This is a genomic window from Arthrobacter sp. efr-133-TYG-118 (assembly GCF_030209755.1).
In the GTDB taxonomy this organism is placed as follows: domain Bacteria; phylum Actinomycetota; class Actinomycetes; order Actinomycetales; family Micrococcaceae; genus Arthrobacter.
Genome location: NZ_JARVRH010000004.1, coordinates 437,180 through 453,865 on the forward strand (window position 1 = coordinate 437,180; position 16,686 = coordinate 453,865).

Sequence of the window (16,686 nt, forward strand, 5' to 3'; positions counted from 1 at the left end):
CCTTATGAAACGCCCGTTTGAATGGGATGCCAAAAACGGCCGGGTGATGTTCTTTCAGCATGCCTTCCACGAGTACTCACTCAAGGATCGCGTTGCACTCAGCCAATTGCCACTGACCGTGACAGTTTGCCTCACCGCGGTACTAGTGGCCATCTATTTCCCCGCAACCCTCGGCAATCCCCTTTTTGTCATCTTTCTGGCTACCCAAGCTGCTGCCTGGGTCCTCTGTTACGCCGTTCCCTGGGACAGGCTCCCCTTTCCGACATTCCTGGCTATCCCACTCCTCGACGTGGTGTCCATCGGGCTGGGACGTGAAGGAGGCCAAGACAGCCCCATCGGAATCAGTCTCTTGACCGTCTTTCCCGTCATTTGGCTCTGCGCCTCGGGGTTGTATCGACGCTCTGCCCTGGTTGTTTCCTTCCTGGGGCCACTCGCCATGATTTGGATGCCGCAATTCCTCCATGGAACGTACACGCCGCAGGATCTGCTGCGCGGATTGCTGTTGCCCATCATGATGCTCGGCATCGGCGTCTCCATCAGCGTGATGACCCAGAGCATGGTCGTGCAGCAAAAGCGCCTTGAGGAAAGGGACGCCGCGCTGCTCCGGGCCCTGGAGGACAGCCAGCAGAAGGAACGATTGCTCAACACAGTTCTTGAAACCGTCCACCTTGGCGTCGTGGCTATTGACGCCGACGGGCGCGAAATGATGGCGAACCGCAAGCAGCGGGAGAACCAAGTGCTCGAGGCTTCTGGAGACAGCGATCGCCACGGCGAGCCACAGCTTTTGGTTTTCGACGCGGACCGGGTGACCCCCACGGAGCCTGATCGCCGGCCGATGCGTCGTGCTGCTTTGAGGCAGGAGTTCACGGACTACCTCGTCTGGGTCGGGACGGGCAGGGAGCAGCGCGCCTTCACCACCAGCGCGCGGTCCATGAAGGACAGCGACGGCAACTACCTAGGTTCAGTGCTCGTTTTCGGCGACGTCACAGCCCTGGTGGACGCGCTCGCCGCGAAAGACGATTTCGTCTCGAACGTCTCCCATGAGTTCCGCACGCCGCTGACGTCCATCACAGGGTACGTGGACCTTGTGCTGGAAGAGGCTGAGAACCTCCCGACGTGGGTGGTGCAGCAACTTGAGATTGTGCAACGAAACGCGGACCGGCTCCTCTCCCTCGTCTCCGACCTCTTGGCAGTCCGCTCTGGCCACTTGATCGTTCAGCCGCACGCGGTAGACGTATCCGAACTCGTCAAGTCGAGTGTCGCCTCGGCCAAGCCGAAAGCGAACGACGGCAGAGTGCGGCTTCACATCGACGCCCCGGAACGCCTGGAGGCACATGTGGATGCCAACCGTATCTCCCAGGTGCTGGACAACCTCATCTCCAACGCCATCAAATACTCTCCCGACGGCGGCGACGTCCGCGTCACGCTGCTGCGAGAGGAAAACGCGCTGGTGTGCCACATCAAGGACACCGGCATGGGTATGGACAAGCAGGACCAAGCCGATGCCTTCACCCGGTATTTCAGGGCCGGAAACGTCCGCAACACGGCCATTCAAGGTGTCGGTCTGGGGCTTTCCATCTGCAAGGCAATCGTCGATGCCCACGGCGGGACCATTGGCCTCGAGAGTGTCCCGGGCCAAGGAACAACCTTCACTTTCCGCGTTCCGGCCTGACCCTCCTGCGACCCCCGCTCACAAACAAGCCACCCCCGACCAACCCCCGCTCACCTATGAGCCATTCCGGGCCAACCCCCGCTCACCTATGAGCCATTCCCCGTCCGATCCGCGCTCACATCATGTGATCGAGGGTTTTTGGTTTTGGCCACATACGTGAGCGAGCGTCGCAGGAAGTGCCTGTATAAGTGAGCGGGCGTTGCAGGGTGCGCTGCGTAGACTGAGGATATGGGCGAGAGCCGCGACCTGCTGACGCCTGAGCAACGCAGCCTGAACATGTCCAAGATCCGGGGCAAGAACACCAAGCCCGAGCTCTTGGTCCGTCGGCTCTTGCATGCCAAGGGTTACCGGTATCGGCTCCATGGCCGGGCCGCGGGCGGGAAGTTGCCCGGCAGCCCGGATCTCGTGTTTGCAGGCCGGCGCAAGGTGATATTCGTGAACGGATGCTTCTGGCACTTCCACGATTGCAAGGCTGGCCAGCACGCACCGACCGGCAACGCGGATTTCTGGGCAGCCAAGCGCAACCGGACCCGGGAGCGCGACGCCGGACAGCGCGAACTGCTGAGGGCCTCAGGATGGGAGGTTCTCACCGTGTGGGAATGCGAACTGCGCGACCGTTCGGCTTTGGAGATTCAGCTCACGCAGTTCCTCGACGGCGGCCGAACAGGAAGTAGCTCAGCGGCCCGAAGAAATTGATGAAGCTTGCGGCCCGCCATACGGCTTTGTTTCCCCTGATCTGGGCCGCGGGGGTCTTGGAAATGCTGCGTTGTGCCGCGACGAGCAGCGCCAACTGCCCCGCGCCCACCACGAGCATGCCCACCCGTTGCCCAGGGGTCATGTCCTTCCAGGACTTCTTCTTTTTCTTGCCGTGCATGATGCCTCCATCCAGGGAATGACTGTTTTCTCAGGCTAGTCCGACTCCGGCACTGACGGAACTGATCCCCACCGCTTCCCTAACCTCGCTGCGCTCGGCCAGGGAACCCGGGCGGCGGAGGCCCCTTCTGCGGCCCGTTACAGGCGCGCCTGGCGCACCACTTCTCCCCAGGACTGCTGGGCCAGGTCAGTGACGGAGGCAAGAATCTCGGCTGGTGGCCGCGACAAGTCCAGTGGGTACTCCACAATGTCGATGTCCGTGTTGAGGATCCGACGCAACTTCATCTCTCCCTTTCCCGCATAGACCAGCCACGCCGTGGGCACTTGCAAGGCAGTGCAGTAGGCCAGGAGTTGGTAATGGTCCGCGTTCAGCGATGCCCCGGAATCCGTGGCCGCGGCGTATTTGGAGTCGTAAACCACCACGGGCCGGCCACCCAGGAAATGCACGGCGTCGGGGCGCACTGTGAGCCGGTCCGAATCCCGGACAGCCTCGTTAAGGGTGGCGCCGTATTGGAGCCGCATTTCACCCGGATGTGCCCGCATGGCCGCCCGCAAAGCCACACCCACGAATTCCTCAAACACAGTGGACATGTCCACTACAAACGAAGCGGTCTGCTGCTTCCCTTCGCCCGCTTCGGCAGAGGCATTCCGCAGGATGAGCTCGGCCAAGCGGAGGACGGGATGATAGCGGAGATTCATCCGGTTGGCCTGCCACCGCGGGAGCGGCGCCCCGGACTGCAGGCGCGTGACGGCGTCGAGCTTTCCCTTGAGCTGCCGCAAGCGGCTCAGGACGTTCTGCCGCACGCCGGGAACCTTGCCCATCCGCTCAAGCGCAGCACGCAGGATACGGTTCTCGGCAATGTCCTCGGTGAATTCGTCGTAGGAGACTTCCAGCGGAACCAGCATCCCGGGGCGGCGCGAGATCTGGTCCGAGATCCGGATGCGGCCTTTGACCGTCCGGAGGGACTCGTCCACGGTGAGGTACCCCTGCAGCGGACCCCGGCTGAGGGCCCGCTCCGCCAGTTGGGCGAGAGACTCGGCCAGGGCGCTCCACAAGTCCTTGTGCTCGACGGCAGCCACGGATTCCTCGCGGAAGCCCTGGTCCCCGGCGTAGCTGAGGAGGAACAGCAGCCGGTTCAAGCCCAGGCGGTCCTTGGGCCGCACCTCGAACTGAACGGTCGGCGTCCGCACAGACCCGACCTTGCCCACGGGCTCAACGCGGTAGAGGCCCATCCCCATGGGTGAGGCCTTAGCGAGTCCGCTTGAGTTGAGGAGAGCCGCGGTGTCCGGATCAAGCTTTTCCACGATGCCACCGGAGAGCTCGTCCATGACGATGTGCCGCACAGCCGGAGCCTTCGTTGAAGCGCGGGCCGCAGGCTTTCCGATACCCGGGGCGCGGGCCGGACGCGGTGGCGCAGTCTTAGCGGACCGCAAGTCGACCCAACAACTGGTCCAGCCCGAAGCGCTCCTCCAGCTGGGCCCGGTTCAACTGACCGTGGTAGTGCTCCTCCAGGAGCGGCATGAGTTCGTACTTCCAGATCCGGCGCAGCCCGGCGGGATTCTGGGCCGCGTTCTTCATGAAGTAGGAGGGGCCGATCATCAGGTCCCGGTCCCAGTCGTCGATGGAGTCGTTCAGGGCGTCAAGCAGGTCCGCGTTGAGGGTGTCCAGGCCGCGGGCAGTGAGGAAGCGCCGGAGCGAACCGCGGATCGGTTCCACCTTCGGGTGCAATTCCACGAACGCGAAGCGGCGGCGGATGGCCGCATCCATCATGGCGATAGAGCGGTCCGCCGTGTTCATGGTGCCGATGATGTAGAGGTTGTCCGGCAGGCTGAACGGTTCGTTGGGGCTGTACTGGAGGTAGATGCGGTCGTCGCGGTATTCCAGCAGGAAGTACAGCTCACCGAATACCTTGGCGAGATTGGCCCGGTTCATCTCGTCGATGATGAGGAAGTACGGCTTGTTGGAGTTCCCGGGCTTCGCGGCTTCTTCCGCGAGGCGCCGCAGGGGTCCGGCCACGAGCTTGAACGAAACTTGGCCGTCGTCGGTCTTGTCCGGCCGGTATCCCTCGAAGAAGTCCTCGTATGCGTAGGACGGGTGGAACTGCACCAGCTTCACGCGCTCGTCGGTGCTGTCTCCGGCGAGTTCGGCGGCCAAGTGCTTGGCGAGGTAGGTCTTTCCGGTTCCGGGAGGGCCGTAGAGCACCAGTTGGCGGTTCTCCTCCAGGAGTTCGGCAATCTCGGTGAGCGGCTCGAGCTCCATGTGGAGGGACGCCGCGAACTCTTCGGTGAGGGGTCGGAACCCTTCAATCACGGGCTCGACGACGGCGTCCGGGGCGGCGGTTTCCTCGCCGTCGGATTCGGCTTCGGCGGGCAGGAGGGACTGCAGCGACTGGATGACCCTGGTGACGTCCACGACGATCCCCGAGGTGGAGAGCTGTCGCTGGACGTGCCGCGGCGCCTCGGCAATCGGGTGGGTCTCATCGAACCAACGCACTTTGCGACGGAGCCGGCGGTTGTCCTCGTTGTGTTCCGGTTCGCCCAGGACCACGCCGATCCTGATGGCTCCGGAGTTCTGGAACAGTGCGAGGTCGCCGGGCTTCATCACGGTCAGGAACGCGAAAACAGCGGTTTTGGTGTCCTCACGCTCCACGTAGCCGAGGTGCTTGTAGTCCTCGTCCACGGCATGCTGGACCAGGCCTGCTGTCACGCCGGGGGTGAGTTCGCGGAGGTGTTCGACGTCGAGCGTTGCCTTTTCCTCGTCCCGCCAAGCGGCAAGGAGCTCGGCGGAGTCCTGGTGCGTGCGCAGCAGCCACGCACGGCGGCCGGGATCTCCCACTTTGCGCCACTGGCTGACAAGCTGGCGGTCGTACCAATCGATGCGTTGGCCGGCCTGTTCGTCCAGGTACAGCCGGATGCGGTGAACGTCCGCGGTGATGTCGGTTTCCGTTTCGCCATGGGCGCCGCCAACGAGCGAAGCGAAAGCGTCCCGGATTTCACGCCGCTCAACGTCGGCGACCACGGGCTCGAAGTAGCTTGGCCACGCCAAGTACTCGATGCTGCGCCGGATGGCCGGCTGGTCCTCGGGGGTTGCCGCAGCGAGTTCGTGGAATTTCAGCGGGTCCTTGAGGGCCTTGTTGATGCTCGCGTTGGATTGGCCGTCGACGTGCGCCACGAACCGGCACAGCCAGGTGAGGTGGTCCCAGATGGTCCAGTTGAATTCCGCCGTCCGGTCACGGATAACGCCGTGATCGGTCATCCCCTGGTACAGCTCCTTCGGGAGTTCGAGCTCCGGATCGAGCCAGGACGCGGCTTCGGCAACGCGGGCGCGCTTCACCTTGAGCGATTTGACCTCGTGCGCCAGAGGCAGGGACTGCAGGAAGAGGAGTTCGACCGCGAGCAACTTGGCCTCGCGCGAAGCTCCTTCCAGGTTTTGGCGTAGGTTGGTCATCATGGGCGCCTTGGCGTCTCCGACGCCGCGTTCCAAGCATTCCAGGAGCTCGCCGGCCGCGTCCACAGTCCAAGTGCGGGTACTGGCGTCGAGCGCCGAAGCCTTGCCTTGCAGCCCCGGGCCCAGCACGAACCACGCCGCATCTTCGATCTCCTTGGAGATACCGGGGGCACGGGTCAGTGGGGGTTTGGTGGAGGGAGTCACCATGCCAACTTACATGGTTTGTCTTGGTGCTGGCATCAGCAAAGCCGGCACCCCCGCCACATGCGTCCCGCCTCACGCGTTCTGCCACATGCGTCCCACATCTTGCCTCCTGCCGCATACGTCCCGCGCCGGTCCACCCCGAATTCAATGCATTCCGAAGCGGTAGCTGGCGGGCACCGGCTCCGCGGGGCACACTTCCTCCCACAGGGCGGCGATCCCGTCCTCGCCTTCCCGGATGTCCGGTATCTCGACGCCGTCCCGCAGCATCCCTCCCGCCTCCGTGCCCTTGCCGACGCCCGCGAGGGCGAGCGCCGTCAGGAAGCGGACGCGTCCGACGTCGGACATTCCAGCAGGTGCCTCGCTCGCCAGGGCGAGCGCTTGGGCGGGGTTTCCGTGCCGGATGCTGAGGGTCATGGCTTCGCTGAGCAGTGGGATGTTGGAGGGCTCCAGCCGAATCGCTGTGGCAAGTTCAGCCAAGCCTTCGTCGGCCTTGTCGGTGGCTAGCAGCGCAAGGGCCCGGCCCCGGTGGGCGAGGACCGTGGAACGTGGCGAGAGGGCGTCGTCCAGCAGGGCGGCGTCGTATCCGGCGATCGCCCCGGGGAGGTCCTGCCGGGCGTGCATCATCGTGGCCAGGTGGAACTGCGCTTCCGCCCCGCCATCTTTGGCTAGCAGTTCTTCCCAATCGGCTCCAGCAACGAAACTCGCAGCGCCAAGGAAACTCGCTCCATCCAACAGGCTGTGCCAAGGACCTGTTTCCTCGATGGCCTCAGGGGTTGCCTCGTCGGCGAAGGGAGCGCCGATTTCGTCCAGCCACCCACGGCCTGAGTGCCGCCGTCGGGCACTCTCCAAAGCACCCCAAGCGCTGCCGCGCACCAGCATCTCGTCCGGGGGCAGCTCATAGTTCCGCGCGGCTTCCGCGAGGGCGACTTCGAGCTCCGCATCCGGGACGAGTTCTTCGAGCCGGGCACCGGCGTGGGTCACGGCCGCATCCCAGTCCTGGCCGTGGGAGGTTGCGGGGTCCAGCTTCGCGTTGCCGTAGGCCTCTACCCAGCTCCACTCGGCGCCGGCAGGCATGGCCAGATGCTCGAACTGGGTTTGCGCCAGACCGGCCTGAATCTCCGCGTAGGGCCCGGCTCCGGGACTGAGCCATTCCTGCCAGCGCTTCCCGCCGTCGCCCTGGCCCCACACGAACAGCTTCTTCCCGCGCAGGAGGCTGGTGGACAGCATGGCTAGGCCGTCGCCGTCGTGATCGACAGCGGCGATCCAATGCCGGTGGCCGGGCTGGATGTCGAAGAAGAAATCCGCGGCGTGCGGGCTGTTGACCAGCCATGTGGCATCCGTGCCTTGGTGTTCCGTGGGCCGGACGCGGGCGATGTCGGTGGTGTAATCGCTGCCGAAAGCCTCCGTCGCGGGCGCGATGACGCGCGTTTCAGCCGTCTCGGGAACCGCCGCGTTGCTCCACCAGTACATGGGGACCTCGTGATCATGGGGGTTCCTGATCCGGACTGCCGTGAGGAGGACGTCCGAGTCCTCAGGAAGCCACATGTCCACTTGGAAAACCACCTCGCGGAGGCGTTCGAACTCCCACATGCGCAGGACGTCGTGGCCCTCGGGCGTCTTGACGATGGCGGTGTGCACCGGATCGCAGGTGGTGGGCGAGTGCCCGCGGGTGCCGATGTTCCATTCGAGCCCGCCGGCGAACCACGCCTTGCGCAGCGCGATGTTGGCGAATTGCAGGGTCCCGTGGGTGTGGAGGAGTTGCTTTCCCGACGCCTTGTCGAAGAGCTCCCACAGCCGGCCGCCCAAAGTGGGGAGGACGACGGCACGCAGTTTGCTGTTTTCAAGCACGACGGCGGGCACGTCGTGGGCGGTCCGTTCGCGGGAGTAACCGTCCTGCATCAAATACGGGAACATGTTCGGAACTTGCCCGTAGCGGGACGCAGCCTGCAGTTCCTCCGGGACGCCGTCGCCGATTCTGTATGGCTGGTCCAGTTCAGCCACGACCACCGGCAGCGGGCTATTCGGGCCCAACTCCGCCATGTTCAGGGTGATGGTGGAGAAGCTCAGGTTTTGCATCTTTATGACTCCTGGAGGCTATTTTCGATCGCAATGCTTCACCCATCTTTGACCCAAGTCGACGCCGTGTAAAGGGAACCACCCAACTGACTCGCACTTAATGCCGTTATGAGCGCCCATAACGACATTAACTGCTAGCTAGTTGGGGGCGTCAGCGGGAGGCGGCGCGGGCGGCCCGTACAAGATCCCGGTTGGTGACCATGTACGCCGTCGGGTCTGAAGTAGCCGGGGCATCGACGGAACTGTCCAGTGTCTTCCGGGTGGAAACCGTGGTCTTGGCTGACAAATGGACCGCGCTCAGTCCTGCCGCGTGCAGGACAGGGATATCGTCCAGGGCGAGTCCGCCGCCTGCCATGACCTCAAGCCGCCCCGCTGTGCGCTGGACCATGCGCTCAAGGGTCGCAATCCCCTCCCCCACCGTGGCGGCGCCGCCGGAGCTGAGCACCCGCGTGAATCCAAGTTCCACGAGCTGCTCGACGGCGGCCGCTGGGTCCGGGGTTTGGTCGATGGCCCGGTGGAATGTCAGTTGGGCATCGGGGTTGGCCTGCAAGGCCGTGTCTGCGAGCTTTCGAGTGGCCCGGACGTCGATTTCACCGGCAGGCGTGAGGACTCCGATCACCACTCCATGAGCTCCTTGGGAGAGGAGGAACCGGATCTCGCGGTCCATCGTGTCCAAATCGGCGGCGGAGTACAGGAAATCTCCCGGCCGGCTACGGATCAGCGGGTGGATCTCCACCCGTCCGTCGGCTGCTTCCTGTGCGGCTTCCATCAGCCCTTGGCTCGGGGTCAGTCCCCCGAGCTCCAAGGCGCTGCAAAGTTCAATCCGGTCCGCGCCTTCTTCAGCGGCAACGGCAGCGCCCTGGGCACCGACGGCGACGATCTCGAGTTTCATGGGGAAACTCTACGGCCACCGGGATGCACAGGGCGCTGCTTGCAATGCTTCGCTAGGCCCGATAGGGCTCCAACTGCTGCTTCTGCTCGGGAGTGAGCCTGCGGACACGGCCCGTGGACTCGTCGACGAACGCCAGATGGGTACTGGCGTTGACGCAGTCCTGTCCGGTCACGGGATCTTTGATGACGTAATGGAGGTCAAAGCTGGCCCCCTTCACGGCGCCGACCCAGATCTCAACAACTGCCGGAATGTTCCGGTATTCCAAGGTCCGGACGTACCGGACCTTGTGCTCCACCACAAGGGTCATGACCCCGTCTTCAACAGAGTCGAAAACGGACACCGGCGGTTCCACTCCGGGGAGTCCGGCACCGCGCGGCGGACCGAAGGCCGCGATGCGGGCCTCTTCGAGAATGCGCACGATCTGGACGTTGTTGATGTGCCCGTACGCGTCCATGTCTCCCCAACGCATCGGCACATGCACCTTGATGCGCTGGCCGGGGGCGGTCTCCGGAGTTTCCGTAGCGTTCGGATCCGCCCCTGCCACTATTCCGGTATCCGCGCTCAGCTGTGCACCGCCGTCGAGTCATCCACAACAGTTTCCTCGGCATCCTCACCAGCAAACTGCGACATGTACAGGCGGTAGTACGCGCCCTGCAATGTGAGCAGTTGGTTGTGGTTGCCCTGCTCCACGATACTGCCGTTTTCCATCACCAGGATGGTGTCGGCGTCGCGGATGGTGGACAAACGGTGGGCGATGACAAAGCTGGTGCGATCCGTGCGGAGGGCGGCCATGGCCTTCTGCAACAGCAGCTCGGTTCGGGTGTCAACGGAGCTCGTGGCCTCATCCAGGATCAACAGCGAGGGATCGGAAACGAAGGCCCGCGCAATGGTGATGAGCTGCTTCTCGCCCGCGCTGACGTTGTTGCCTTCCTCGTCGATGATGGTCTGGTAGCCATCCGGCAGGGCACGAACGAAGCGGTCCACGTAGGTCGCCTTGGCCGCCTCCATGATCTGTTCCTCGGTGGCGTCGAGGTTGCCGTACTTGATGTTGTCGTAAATGGTCCCGCCGAACAGCCAGGCGTCCTGAAGCACCATTCCCACCTTGGAGCGAAGTTCGGAACGGCTCAGCTCCTTGATGTCCACGCCGTCCAGGGTGATACGCCCCGAATTGAGCTCGTAGAACCGCATGACGAGGTTGACCAGGGTGGTCTTCCCCGCACCAGTGGGTCCGACAATCGCCACGGTGTGACCGGGCTCCGCGCTGAGGGAAAGGTTCTCGATGAGCGGCTTGTCGGCAACGTAGCTGAAGGACACGTTCTCGAACTCGACATGGCCGTCCGTGCGCGGGGGCAAGTGACGGGCCGCGTTCTCCGGCATTTCCTCATCGGCATCCAGGAACTCGAAAACGCGCTCAGCGGAAGCCACACCGGACTGGAGCATGTTGGCCATGCCGGCGATCTGGCCGAGGGGCTGGGTGAATTCACGCGAGTACTGGATGAAGGCCGTGGCGTCGCCAAGGCTCATGGAACCGGAGGCCACACGCAAACCACCGACGACGGCGATGCCCACGTAGCTGAGGTACGAGACGAAGTTCATGGCCGGGAAGATGATGCCCGAAACAAACTGTGCCCCGAACGAGGCCTTGTACAAGGCTTCGTTTCGTTCGTCGAAACGCTCCAGCATGTCCGCGTCGCGCCCGAAGACCTTGACGAGCTCGTGGCCCGAGAACGATTCCTCGATCTGGCCGTTGAGCGAGCCGGTGTTCTTCCACTGGGCGGCGAAGAGCTTCTGGCTGCGCGAGCCAATCACGCCGGCGAGGACACCGGAGAGCGGCAAGGCAACAAGCGCGATCAGGGCGAGCTGCCAGGAAACGATGAACATCATGATGGTGATGCCGAAGACCGTCAGCACCGAGCTGACCAGCTGCGCGAACGCCTGCTGCAGCCCTTGCTGCACGTTGTCGACGTCGTTGGTCACGCGGGAGAGGATGTCGCCGCGCTGGCGGGTGTCGAAGTAGTTCAGGGGCAAGCGGTTGAGCTTGGCCTGGACGTCGTTGCGGAGCCGGTTGATGACCTTCATGACGATCTTGTTCAGGATGTAGCCCTGGGCCCACAGGAAGATGTTGGCCACGAAGTACATCAAGAGCACGATCGAGATCAGGAACGTGAGCTTGGAGAAGTTGATCCCGTTGGTGAGCTCCATCTTGGAGACCATGTCCGCGAAGTTGTTCTGGCCCGCCTGACGGAGGCCTTCGGCGAAAGCCGCTTGGCTCACGCCTGGAGGCAATTGCTTGCCCATGACGCCGCCGAAGATGACGTCCATGGCACTGCCGAGGATCTTCGGGGCGATGACGTTCAAGACGACGGAGACCACAACGAGGCCGATAACGAAGACCACCCCGGCAGCCTCCGGCTTGAGCAGCCCGAGAAGCCGATTGGCCGACGGTCCGAAAGCCTTGGCCTTCTTGGCCGGCAGGTTGCCGAACATGCCGCCGTCGGCTTCGCCCGGGGTGTATTCGGTTTCCTCGATGTCGTCATCTTCCACGGCTGTTACGGCACCCGATGCGTCTGCATCCTTCGCTTCCGCGGTTTCGCGCGCAGCCTTCGCTGCTTCGGATTTCGCGGCCCAGCCGCGCTTTTGCTGATTCTGTTCGCTCATGCCACTTCCTCCGCGCTCAGCTGGGATTCGACGATCTCCTGGTACGTGGGTGACGTTTCCAAGAGTTCTTCATGGGTGCCGCGGTCAACGATTCTGCCGTTGTCCAGGACCAGGATCTGGTCCGCGTCCGCAATGGTCGAGACGCGCTGGGCCACGATGATGACCGTGGCATCCTGCGTCTTTTCCTTCAGCGCCCTGCGAAGGCGGGCGTCCGTGGCCACATCCAAGGCCGAGAAGGAATCATCGAAGAGGTAGACCTTGGGCTGCGTCACCAGGGCCCGGGCGATGCAGAGGCGCTGCCTCTGGCCGCCGGAGACGTTGGTGCCGCCCTGGGCCACCCGACGGTTGAGGCCGGAGGACTTTTCCATGACGAAGTCCTTGGCCTGCGCGGTTTCCAGGGCATCCCAGAGCTCCTGATCCGTGGCGTCGGTCTTGCCGAAGCGCAGGTTGTGCTCGATGGTTCCGGAGAACAAGTACGGCTTCTGCGGCACCGTGGCTACGCGACTGGTGATTTCATCCCGGTCAAGGCTGGTGACCGGGACGCCGTCGAGCAATACGTCGCCGGATGCGACGTCGTACAGGCGCGGCAGCAGCGACACCAAGGTGGTCTTGCCTGCGCCGGTGGAGCCGATGATGGCGAGGGTCTGGCCCGGCTCCGCGGTGAAGGAAATGTTGCTCAACACGGGAGCTTCAGCGCCGGGGTATTTGAAAGTGACGTCGCGGAATTCGACGCGCCCCTTCTTTTCGGCGGGCGCCACTGGCGCCTTCGGGTCGTGGATGGAGGGTTCGACGTCGAGAACCTCGCCGATGCGGTCCGCGCACACGGAGGCCCGCGGGATCATCATGGCCATGAAGGTACCCATCATGACGGCCATGAGGATCTGCAGGAGGTACTGCAGGAAGGCAGTCAGGGAACCCACCTGCATGTTGCCAGCGTCCACCCTTTGGCCGCCGAACCACAGCACTGCCGCCGTGGAAAGGTGCAGGATCATTCCAATGGCCGGGAACATCAGGACAAACAGGTTGCCGATCTTGACCGAAACCAGGGTGAGGTCCTTGTTGGCGTCGCCGAAGCGCTTGGCCTCGTACGGTTCACGAACGAAGGCCCGGACCACGCGGATGCCGATGATCTGTTCGCGCAAGACGCCGTTGATGGCGTCGATCTTCTTCTGCATGGAGCGGAAGAGCGGCATGAGCCTGACCACGAGGTAACCAACCACGGCCACGAGGACAGGCACCGAGACCCAGACGAGCCAAGAGAGGCTGAGGTCCTCGCGCAAGGCCATGATGATGCCGCCAACACACATGATGGGCGTGGACACCATGAAGTTCAGGCCCATCAGCATGAGCATCTGGACTTGCTGGACGTCATTGGTGCCGCGGGTGATCAACGTGGGTGCGCCGAAGCTGTTGACGTCCTTGGCCGAGAAGCTGCTGACCTTGCGGAAGACGTCCCTACGCAAGTCGCGGCCCATGGCCATGGCAACGCGGGATCCGAAATAGACCCCCGCGATGGCCGCAATGACCTGGCCGAGCGCGACCGCGAGCATCAGTGCTCCGGTTTGCCAGATGTAGTTGGTATCCCCCCGGGATACCCCTTCATCGATGATTTTTGCGTTGAGGCTTGGAAGGTAAAGCGTGGCAATGGTAGACGCCAGCTGGAAGATGATGACGGCCAGTATCTGCGGCAAATACGGCTTGGAGTAGCGCCGTATCAGGGTGACAAGCATGCCCACGGATCCTTAATGAGAGTGCGCGAATGAATGAGTGCGAATGACTTAATACATTGATAGCAGCAGGCGCTGACAGTATTAGTCCCTCAACTCTACGAAATCCGTTGCCTCAGCGAAATATCGATAGCCGAATATCATCCTTGCGGCGTAGCTGAGCAGCTGCAGCGCTTCCAAGCTCGCTGGAGCGGCTCCAGGCCCGCGTTCCGTCGGCGGTTAGCCCGCGTGCCGTCCGGTTTCCCCTGCCCTCGGGGCATCTCCGGCGAGGAGCAGCAAGGCAGCCCTTTCCTGGCGGCGGCGCTCACGCTTGAGTTCCCTGCGCAGCACGGCCAACTCCTCAGCGATCCGCGACTGTTCGACGGCGGTGGCTTGCTGTTCCTGGACGCGCAGCTGGAGCTCGCGCTGGGCCCTGCTCAGCTGAAGCTGTTGCTCGGCCAGCAGCCGTTGGGTCCGGGCCAGCTGGTCCTGGACCTCTCGCAGGCCAGCGGCCGGGTCCGGCCGTTCCTGGGTCAGTATCCGGGCAAACTCAAGGTCCAGCTCATCGTGCTCTTTCTCGGCCGCCGCACGGGCGCGGCTGGCACCCAAGGGGGTGCCGCCGTCGTCGGCTGCTTGGGCAAGCCCTGCTTCGGGAAGCTCTGCGGATTCGACAACCGGAAGCGTGGAGGTGTCCAGTGTCATGCCGGCCTCGCCGGATGCGTTCGCCAACAGTTCCTTCGCGGGCGTTGCGTCCACGGTCTTCCGCAGCGGAACTTCCTTGATGAACAGCACCGCGATGAACGCGACCAGCGCAATGACTGCGGAGATCAGGAAGATCTGGGCGGTCGCATCGCCATAGGCGGCACGCATGATGTCGCGGATCGGGGCGGGCAAGTCCGTCAGGTCCATGCTCGCATTGCTGGATCCGCCGCTGACCGGGATGTGCGCCGCGGCGAGGCCCTGGGTGGCAAGGTCCTTGACGTGCGTTGCCATGATGGCGCCAAGCACCGAAACACCGATCGCGCCGCCCACGGAACGGAAGAATGCGACGGACGCGCTGGCCGTGCCGATGTCCTGGGCGCGGACCGTGTTCTGGACCGCGAGGACGAGGTTCTGCATGAGCAAGCCAAGGCCCAGGCCGAAGATGGCGGTGTAGCAGCAGGTGATCCACAGTTCCGTGGTGTGGTCGATGGTGCCGGTGAAGGCAAGGCCGCCGGCGAGCAGCACAGTACCCGCTAGGAGGAAGCGCTTCCACTTGCCGAAGCGGCTGATGAGCTGGCCGGAAGCCACAGAGCCCAAAAGGTTGCCGGCAATCATGGGCAGCGTCAGAAGGCCCGCCTCGGTGGGCGTGGCGCCGCGGGCCACCTGGAAGTACTGGCCCAGGAACGTGGAGGAGCTGAACATCGCGATACCGACGGCCACGGAGGCCAGGATCGCCAGGGCGGTGGTGCGCTGGGAGATGATCTTCAGCGGGATGATGGGCTGGGCCACCTTGGATTCGACCAGTACCAGGAGGGCCAGCAGAAGGACGCCGCCGCCTACCATGAGGGCGGACTGCCAGGAGATCCAGTCGTAGTAGTCCGGGTTGCCGGCGAAGGAAACCCAGATCAGGAGCAGGCTCACGCCCGAGGTCAGCAGGATGGAGCCGAGCCAGTCGATCTTGGCCGGGCGCTTGATGTGCTGGATCTTGAGGGTCACCTGGAGCAGGATGAGCGCGACGACGGCGAGCGGCACGCAGACGAAGAACGTCCAGCGCCAGCCGAGCGGGCTGTCAACGATGAAGCCGCCGAGGAGCGGTCCGCCTGCGGTACCGACTGCCATGACGGCGCCCATGTAGCCCGAGTACTTGCCACGGTCCCGCGGCGGAATCATGGTGCCGATGATGGCCTGGGCCAAGGCGGTGAGGCCGCCCAAGGCGATGCCCTGGATGACGCGGGCGGTCAGCAGGAAGGGAATGCTCTGGGAGAAGCCGGCCATGACCGAGCCGGCCACGAAGATCACGATGCTCAGCTGGACCAGGAGCTTCTTGTCGAAGAGGTCGGCGAGCTTGCCCCAAATGGGCGTGGTGGCGGCGTTGGCCAGCAGCGCGGCCGTGATGACCCACGCGAAGTCCGTCTGCGTGCCGTGGAGATCGGACATGATGGTCGGCAGGGCGTTGGCCACGATGGTGCTGCTCAGGATAGCGGTGAAGAATGCCGCGAGGAGGCCAGTCAAGGCCTCCATGATCTGGCGGTGCGTCATGGGCGCGGATGACGCCGGCACCGCCGTCGAACGTTCTTGTATTCGGGTTGCCATTGCTGCTGCTCCTAAGCTGTGTGGTTCGAGTGGTGGGAGCCGGCCGCCGTTGCCCGGACTGAGTGGTTGAGTGATGTGGTCAGTTTCTCCAGGACCTGCCCTGCCTCCAGGGCGTCTTCCTCGCTCCATTCCGAGAGGTAGGCCCGCAAGTTCGAGCTGCGCTGTTCTTCGAAGTCCCGGACCTTCTCAATCCCGGTTTCGGACAAGGCCACCAGCTGGGCCCGACCGTCCGCGGGATCGGGGCGCCGGACCACCAAACCGAGTTCCTCCAGTTCGGCAATGTGCCTGCTGAGGACCGGGGGGCTGACGCCGAGCCGGGAGGCAAGCTTCGTAGCCCGGGACTCCCCCTCGCCGATGAAGCGCATGACGCCCTGCAGGGCGAACCCGACGTCGGCATCCTTCGCGATGTTCGCGGTTACGATGCAACGCAGCACCCGCTGCAGATCGAAAATCTGATGGACGAGTTCGGTTGCTGTGCTGGATGCGACAGCCATGGACGACACCTCACTTTTGTTTGCCTAAAGCAACTATAAGCCAAAATGATTGCTTTGGGAAACTAATGATGTGTGAGGTGCGTTAAACACCAAGCGCGAGCTGGCAGCTAATGCCCTCTGGCGGGGGCAAAGTCATATGGTCGTAGCAACGCTCTGATTGATGGAGCGTTTCATGGTCAAGTTGTTTCCTCCGGATGCGCGCACCGAGTTCGTTGATCTGGTGTGTGGTGGTTTGTCGGTTATCGCTGCTTCCCGGCGTGTCGGGGCCTCGCATGGGACCGGGACGAACTGGTGGTCCCAGTCTGGCCAGATGATGACTGTGAGCATGGGACCGGGTGGGGGTCTTTCGGATCCTGCGCCGACGGCGG

At 63.6% G+C, this 16,686-nt stretch carries 13 protein-coding genes; 3 read left to right on the plus strand and 10 right to left on the minus strand.

All coding sequences use genetic code 11. The features are described from left to right. Positions 1-4: 4 nt before the first annotated feature. Both QRN59_RS04430 and QRN59_RS04435 read left to right on the plus strand, forming a co-directional pair. The gene (locus tag QRN59_RS04430) at positions 5-1,672 is read left to right on the plus strand and encodes a sensor histidine kinase (RefSeq protein ID WP_284981296.1); all 1,668 of its coding nucleotides are present in this window, start codon (positions 5-7) and stop codon (positions 1,670-1,672) included. A gap of 228 nt (positions 1,673-1,900) precedes the next feature. Beyond that, positions 1,901-2,368 (plus strand): very short patch repair endonuclease, encoded by a 468-nt coding sequence (locus QRN59_RS04435; RefSeq protein WP_284981297.1) that lies wholly within the window; start codon positions 1,901-1,903, stop codon positions 2,366-2,368. Here QRN59_RS04435 and QRN59_RS04440 read toward each other — a convergent pair. The 10 genes from QRN59_RS04440 to QRN59_RS04485 form a co-directional block, all read right to left on the minus strand. Then, the gene (locus tag QRN59_RS04440; RefSeq protein ID WP_236815885.1) at positions 2,310-2,546 is read right to left on the minus strand and encodes a PLDc N-terminal domain-containing protein; all 237 of its coding nucleotides are present in this window, start codon (positions 2,544-2,546) and stop codon (positions 2,310-2,312) included. The two genes, QRN59_RS04435 and QRN59_RS04440, sit on opposite strands and share 59 nt — an antisense overlap. A 137-nt stretch (positions 2,547-2,683) precedes the next feature. Further along, positions 2,684-3,874, minus strand: coding sequence for a 5-methylcytosine restriction system specificity protein McrC (locus QRN59_RS04445; RefSeq protein WP_284981319.1), 1,191 nt, complete (start codon positions 3,872-3,874; stop codon positions 2,684-2,686). A 91-nt stretch (positions 3,875-3,965) separates the two neighbouring features. Beyond that, positions 3,966-6,200: an McrB family protein gene (locus QRN59_RS04450; protein ID WP_284981298.1), complete on the minus strand. Its 2,235-nt coding sequence runs from the start codon at positions 6,198-6,200 to the stop codon at positions 3,966-3,968. 141 nt (positions 6,201-6,341) lie between these two features. Then, the gene (locus QRN59_RS04455; RefSeq protein ID WP_284981299.1) at positions 6,342-8,273 is read right to left on the minus strand and encodes a DUF5107 domain-containing protein; all 1,932 of its coding nucleotides are present in this window, start codon (positions 8,271-8,273) and stop codon (positions 6,342-6,344) included. Positions 8,274-8,424: 151 nt separating this feature from the next. Further along, entirely contained in the window at positions 8,425-9,165 is a 741-nt protein-coding gene (locus tag QRN59_RS04460) for a copper homeostasis protein CutC (protein WP_284981300.1), read from the minus strand. Positions 9,166-9,217: 52 nt separating this feature from the next. Continuing rightward, positions 9,218-9,634: an acyl-CoA thioesterase gene (locus tag QRN59_RS04465; RefSeq protein WP_284981320.1), complete on the minus strand. Its 417-nt coding sequence runs from the start codon at positions 9,632-9,634 to the stop codon at positions 9,218-9,220. Positions 9,635-9,726: 92 nt separating this feature from the next. Continuing rightward, positions 9,727-11,823: an ABC transporter ATP-binding protein gene (locus QRN59_RS04470; protein ID WP_284981301.1), complete on the minus strand. Its 2,097-nt coding sequence runs from the start codon at positions 11,821-11,823 to the stop codon at positions 9,727-9,729. Beyond that, positions 11,820-13,553 carry an ABC transporter ATP-binding protein gene (locus tag QRN59_RS04475; protein WP_236815879.1) on the minus strand — a complete coding sequence of 578 codons (1,734 nt, stop codon included), beginning with the start codon at positions 13,551-13,553 and terminating at the stop codon, positions 11,820-11,822. The genes QRN59_RS04470 and QRN59_RS04475 overlap by 4 nt, the downstream gene beginning before the upstream one ends. Positions 13,554-13,769: 216 nt before the next feature. Beyond that, complete coding sequence (locus QRN59_RS04480; RefSeq protein ID WP_284981302.1) at positions 13,770-15,824, minus strand: MFS transporter; 2,055 nt, start codon at positions 15,822-15,824, stop codon at positions 13,770-13,772. A gap of 11 nt (positions 15,825-15,835) precedes the next feature. Continuing rightward, a complete protein-coding gene (locus QRN59_RS04485) occupies positions 15,836-16,318 on the minus strand; it encodes a MarR family winged helix-turn-helix transcriptional regulator (RefSeq protein WP_284981303.1) in 483 nt (160 codons plus the stop codon). Between the two features lie 172 nt (positions 16,319-16,490). Here QRN59_RS04485 and QRN59_RS04490 point away from each other — a divergent pair. Continuing rightward, the coding region (locus tag QRN59_RS04490; RefSeq protein WP_284981304.1) for a hypothetical protein at positions 16,491-16,686 on the plus strand (196 nt) is incomplete at its 3' end.

Bases quoted from the DNA above. Each gene is read 5' to 3' on its own strand.
- QRN59_RS04430 (WP_284981296.1), top strand. From the start codon at position 5: ATGAAACGCCCGTTTGAATGGGATGCCAAAAACGGCCGGGTGATGTTC.
- QRN59_RS04435 (WP_284981297.1), top strand. From the start codon at position 1,901: ATGGGCGAGAGCCGCGACCTGCTGACGCCTGAGCAACGCAGCCTGAAC.
- QRN59_RS04440 (WP_236815885.1), bottom strand. From the start codon at position 2,546: ATGCACGGCAAGAAAAAGAAGAAGTCCTGGAAGGACATGACCCCTGGG.
- QRN59_RS04445 (WP_284981319.1), bottom strand. From the start codon at position 3,874: ATGGACGAGCTCTCCGGTGGCATCGTGGAAAAGCTTGATCCGGACACC.
- QRN59_RS04450 (WP_284981298.1), bottom strand. From the start codon at position 6,200: ATGGTGACTCCCTCCACCAAACCCCCACTGACCCGTGCCCCCGGTATC.
- QRN59_RS04455 (WP_284981299.1), bottom strand. From the start codon at position 8,273: ATGCAAAACCTGAGCTTCTCCACCATCACCCTGAACATGGCGGAGTTG.
- QRN59_RS04460 (WP_284981300.1), bottom strand. From the start codon at position 9,165: ATGAAACTCGAGATCGTCGCCGTCGGTGCCCAGGGCGCTGCCGTTGCC.
- QRN59_RS04465 (WP_284981320.1), bottom strand. From the start codon at position 9,634: ATGCGTTGGGGAGACATGGACGCGTACGGGCACATCAACAACGTCCAG.
- QRN59_RS04470 (WP_284981301.1), bottom strand. From the start codon at position 11,823: ATGAGCGAACAGAATCAGCAAAAGCGCGGCTGGGCCGCGAAATCCGAA.
- QRN59_RS04475 (WP_236815879.1), bottom strand. From the start codon at position 13,553: ATGCTTGTCACCCTGATACGGCGCTACTCCAAGCCGTATTTGCCGCAG.
- QRN59_RS04480 (WP_284981302.1), bottom strand. From the start codon at position 15,824: ATGGCAACCCGAATACAAGAACGTTCGACGGCGGTGCCGGCGTCATCC.
- QRN59_RS04485 (WP_284981303.1), bottom strand. From the start codon at position 16,318: ATGGCTGTCGCATCCAGCACAGCAACCGAACTCGTCCATCAGATTTTC.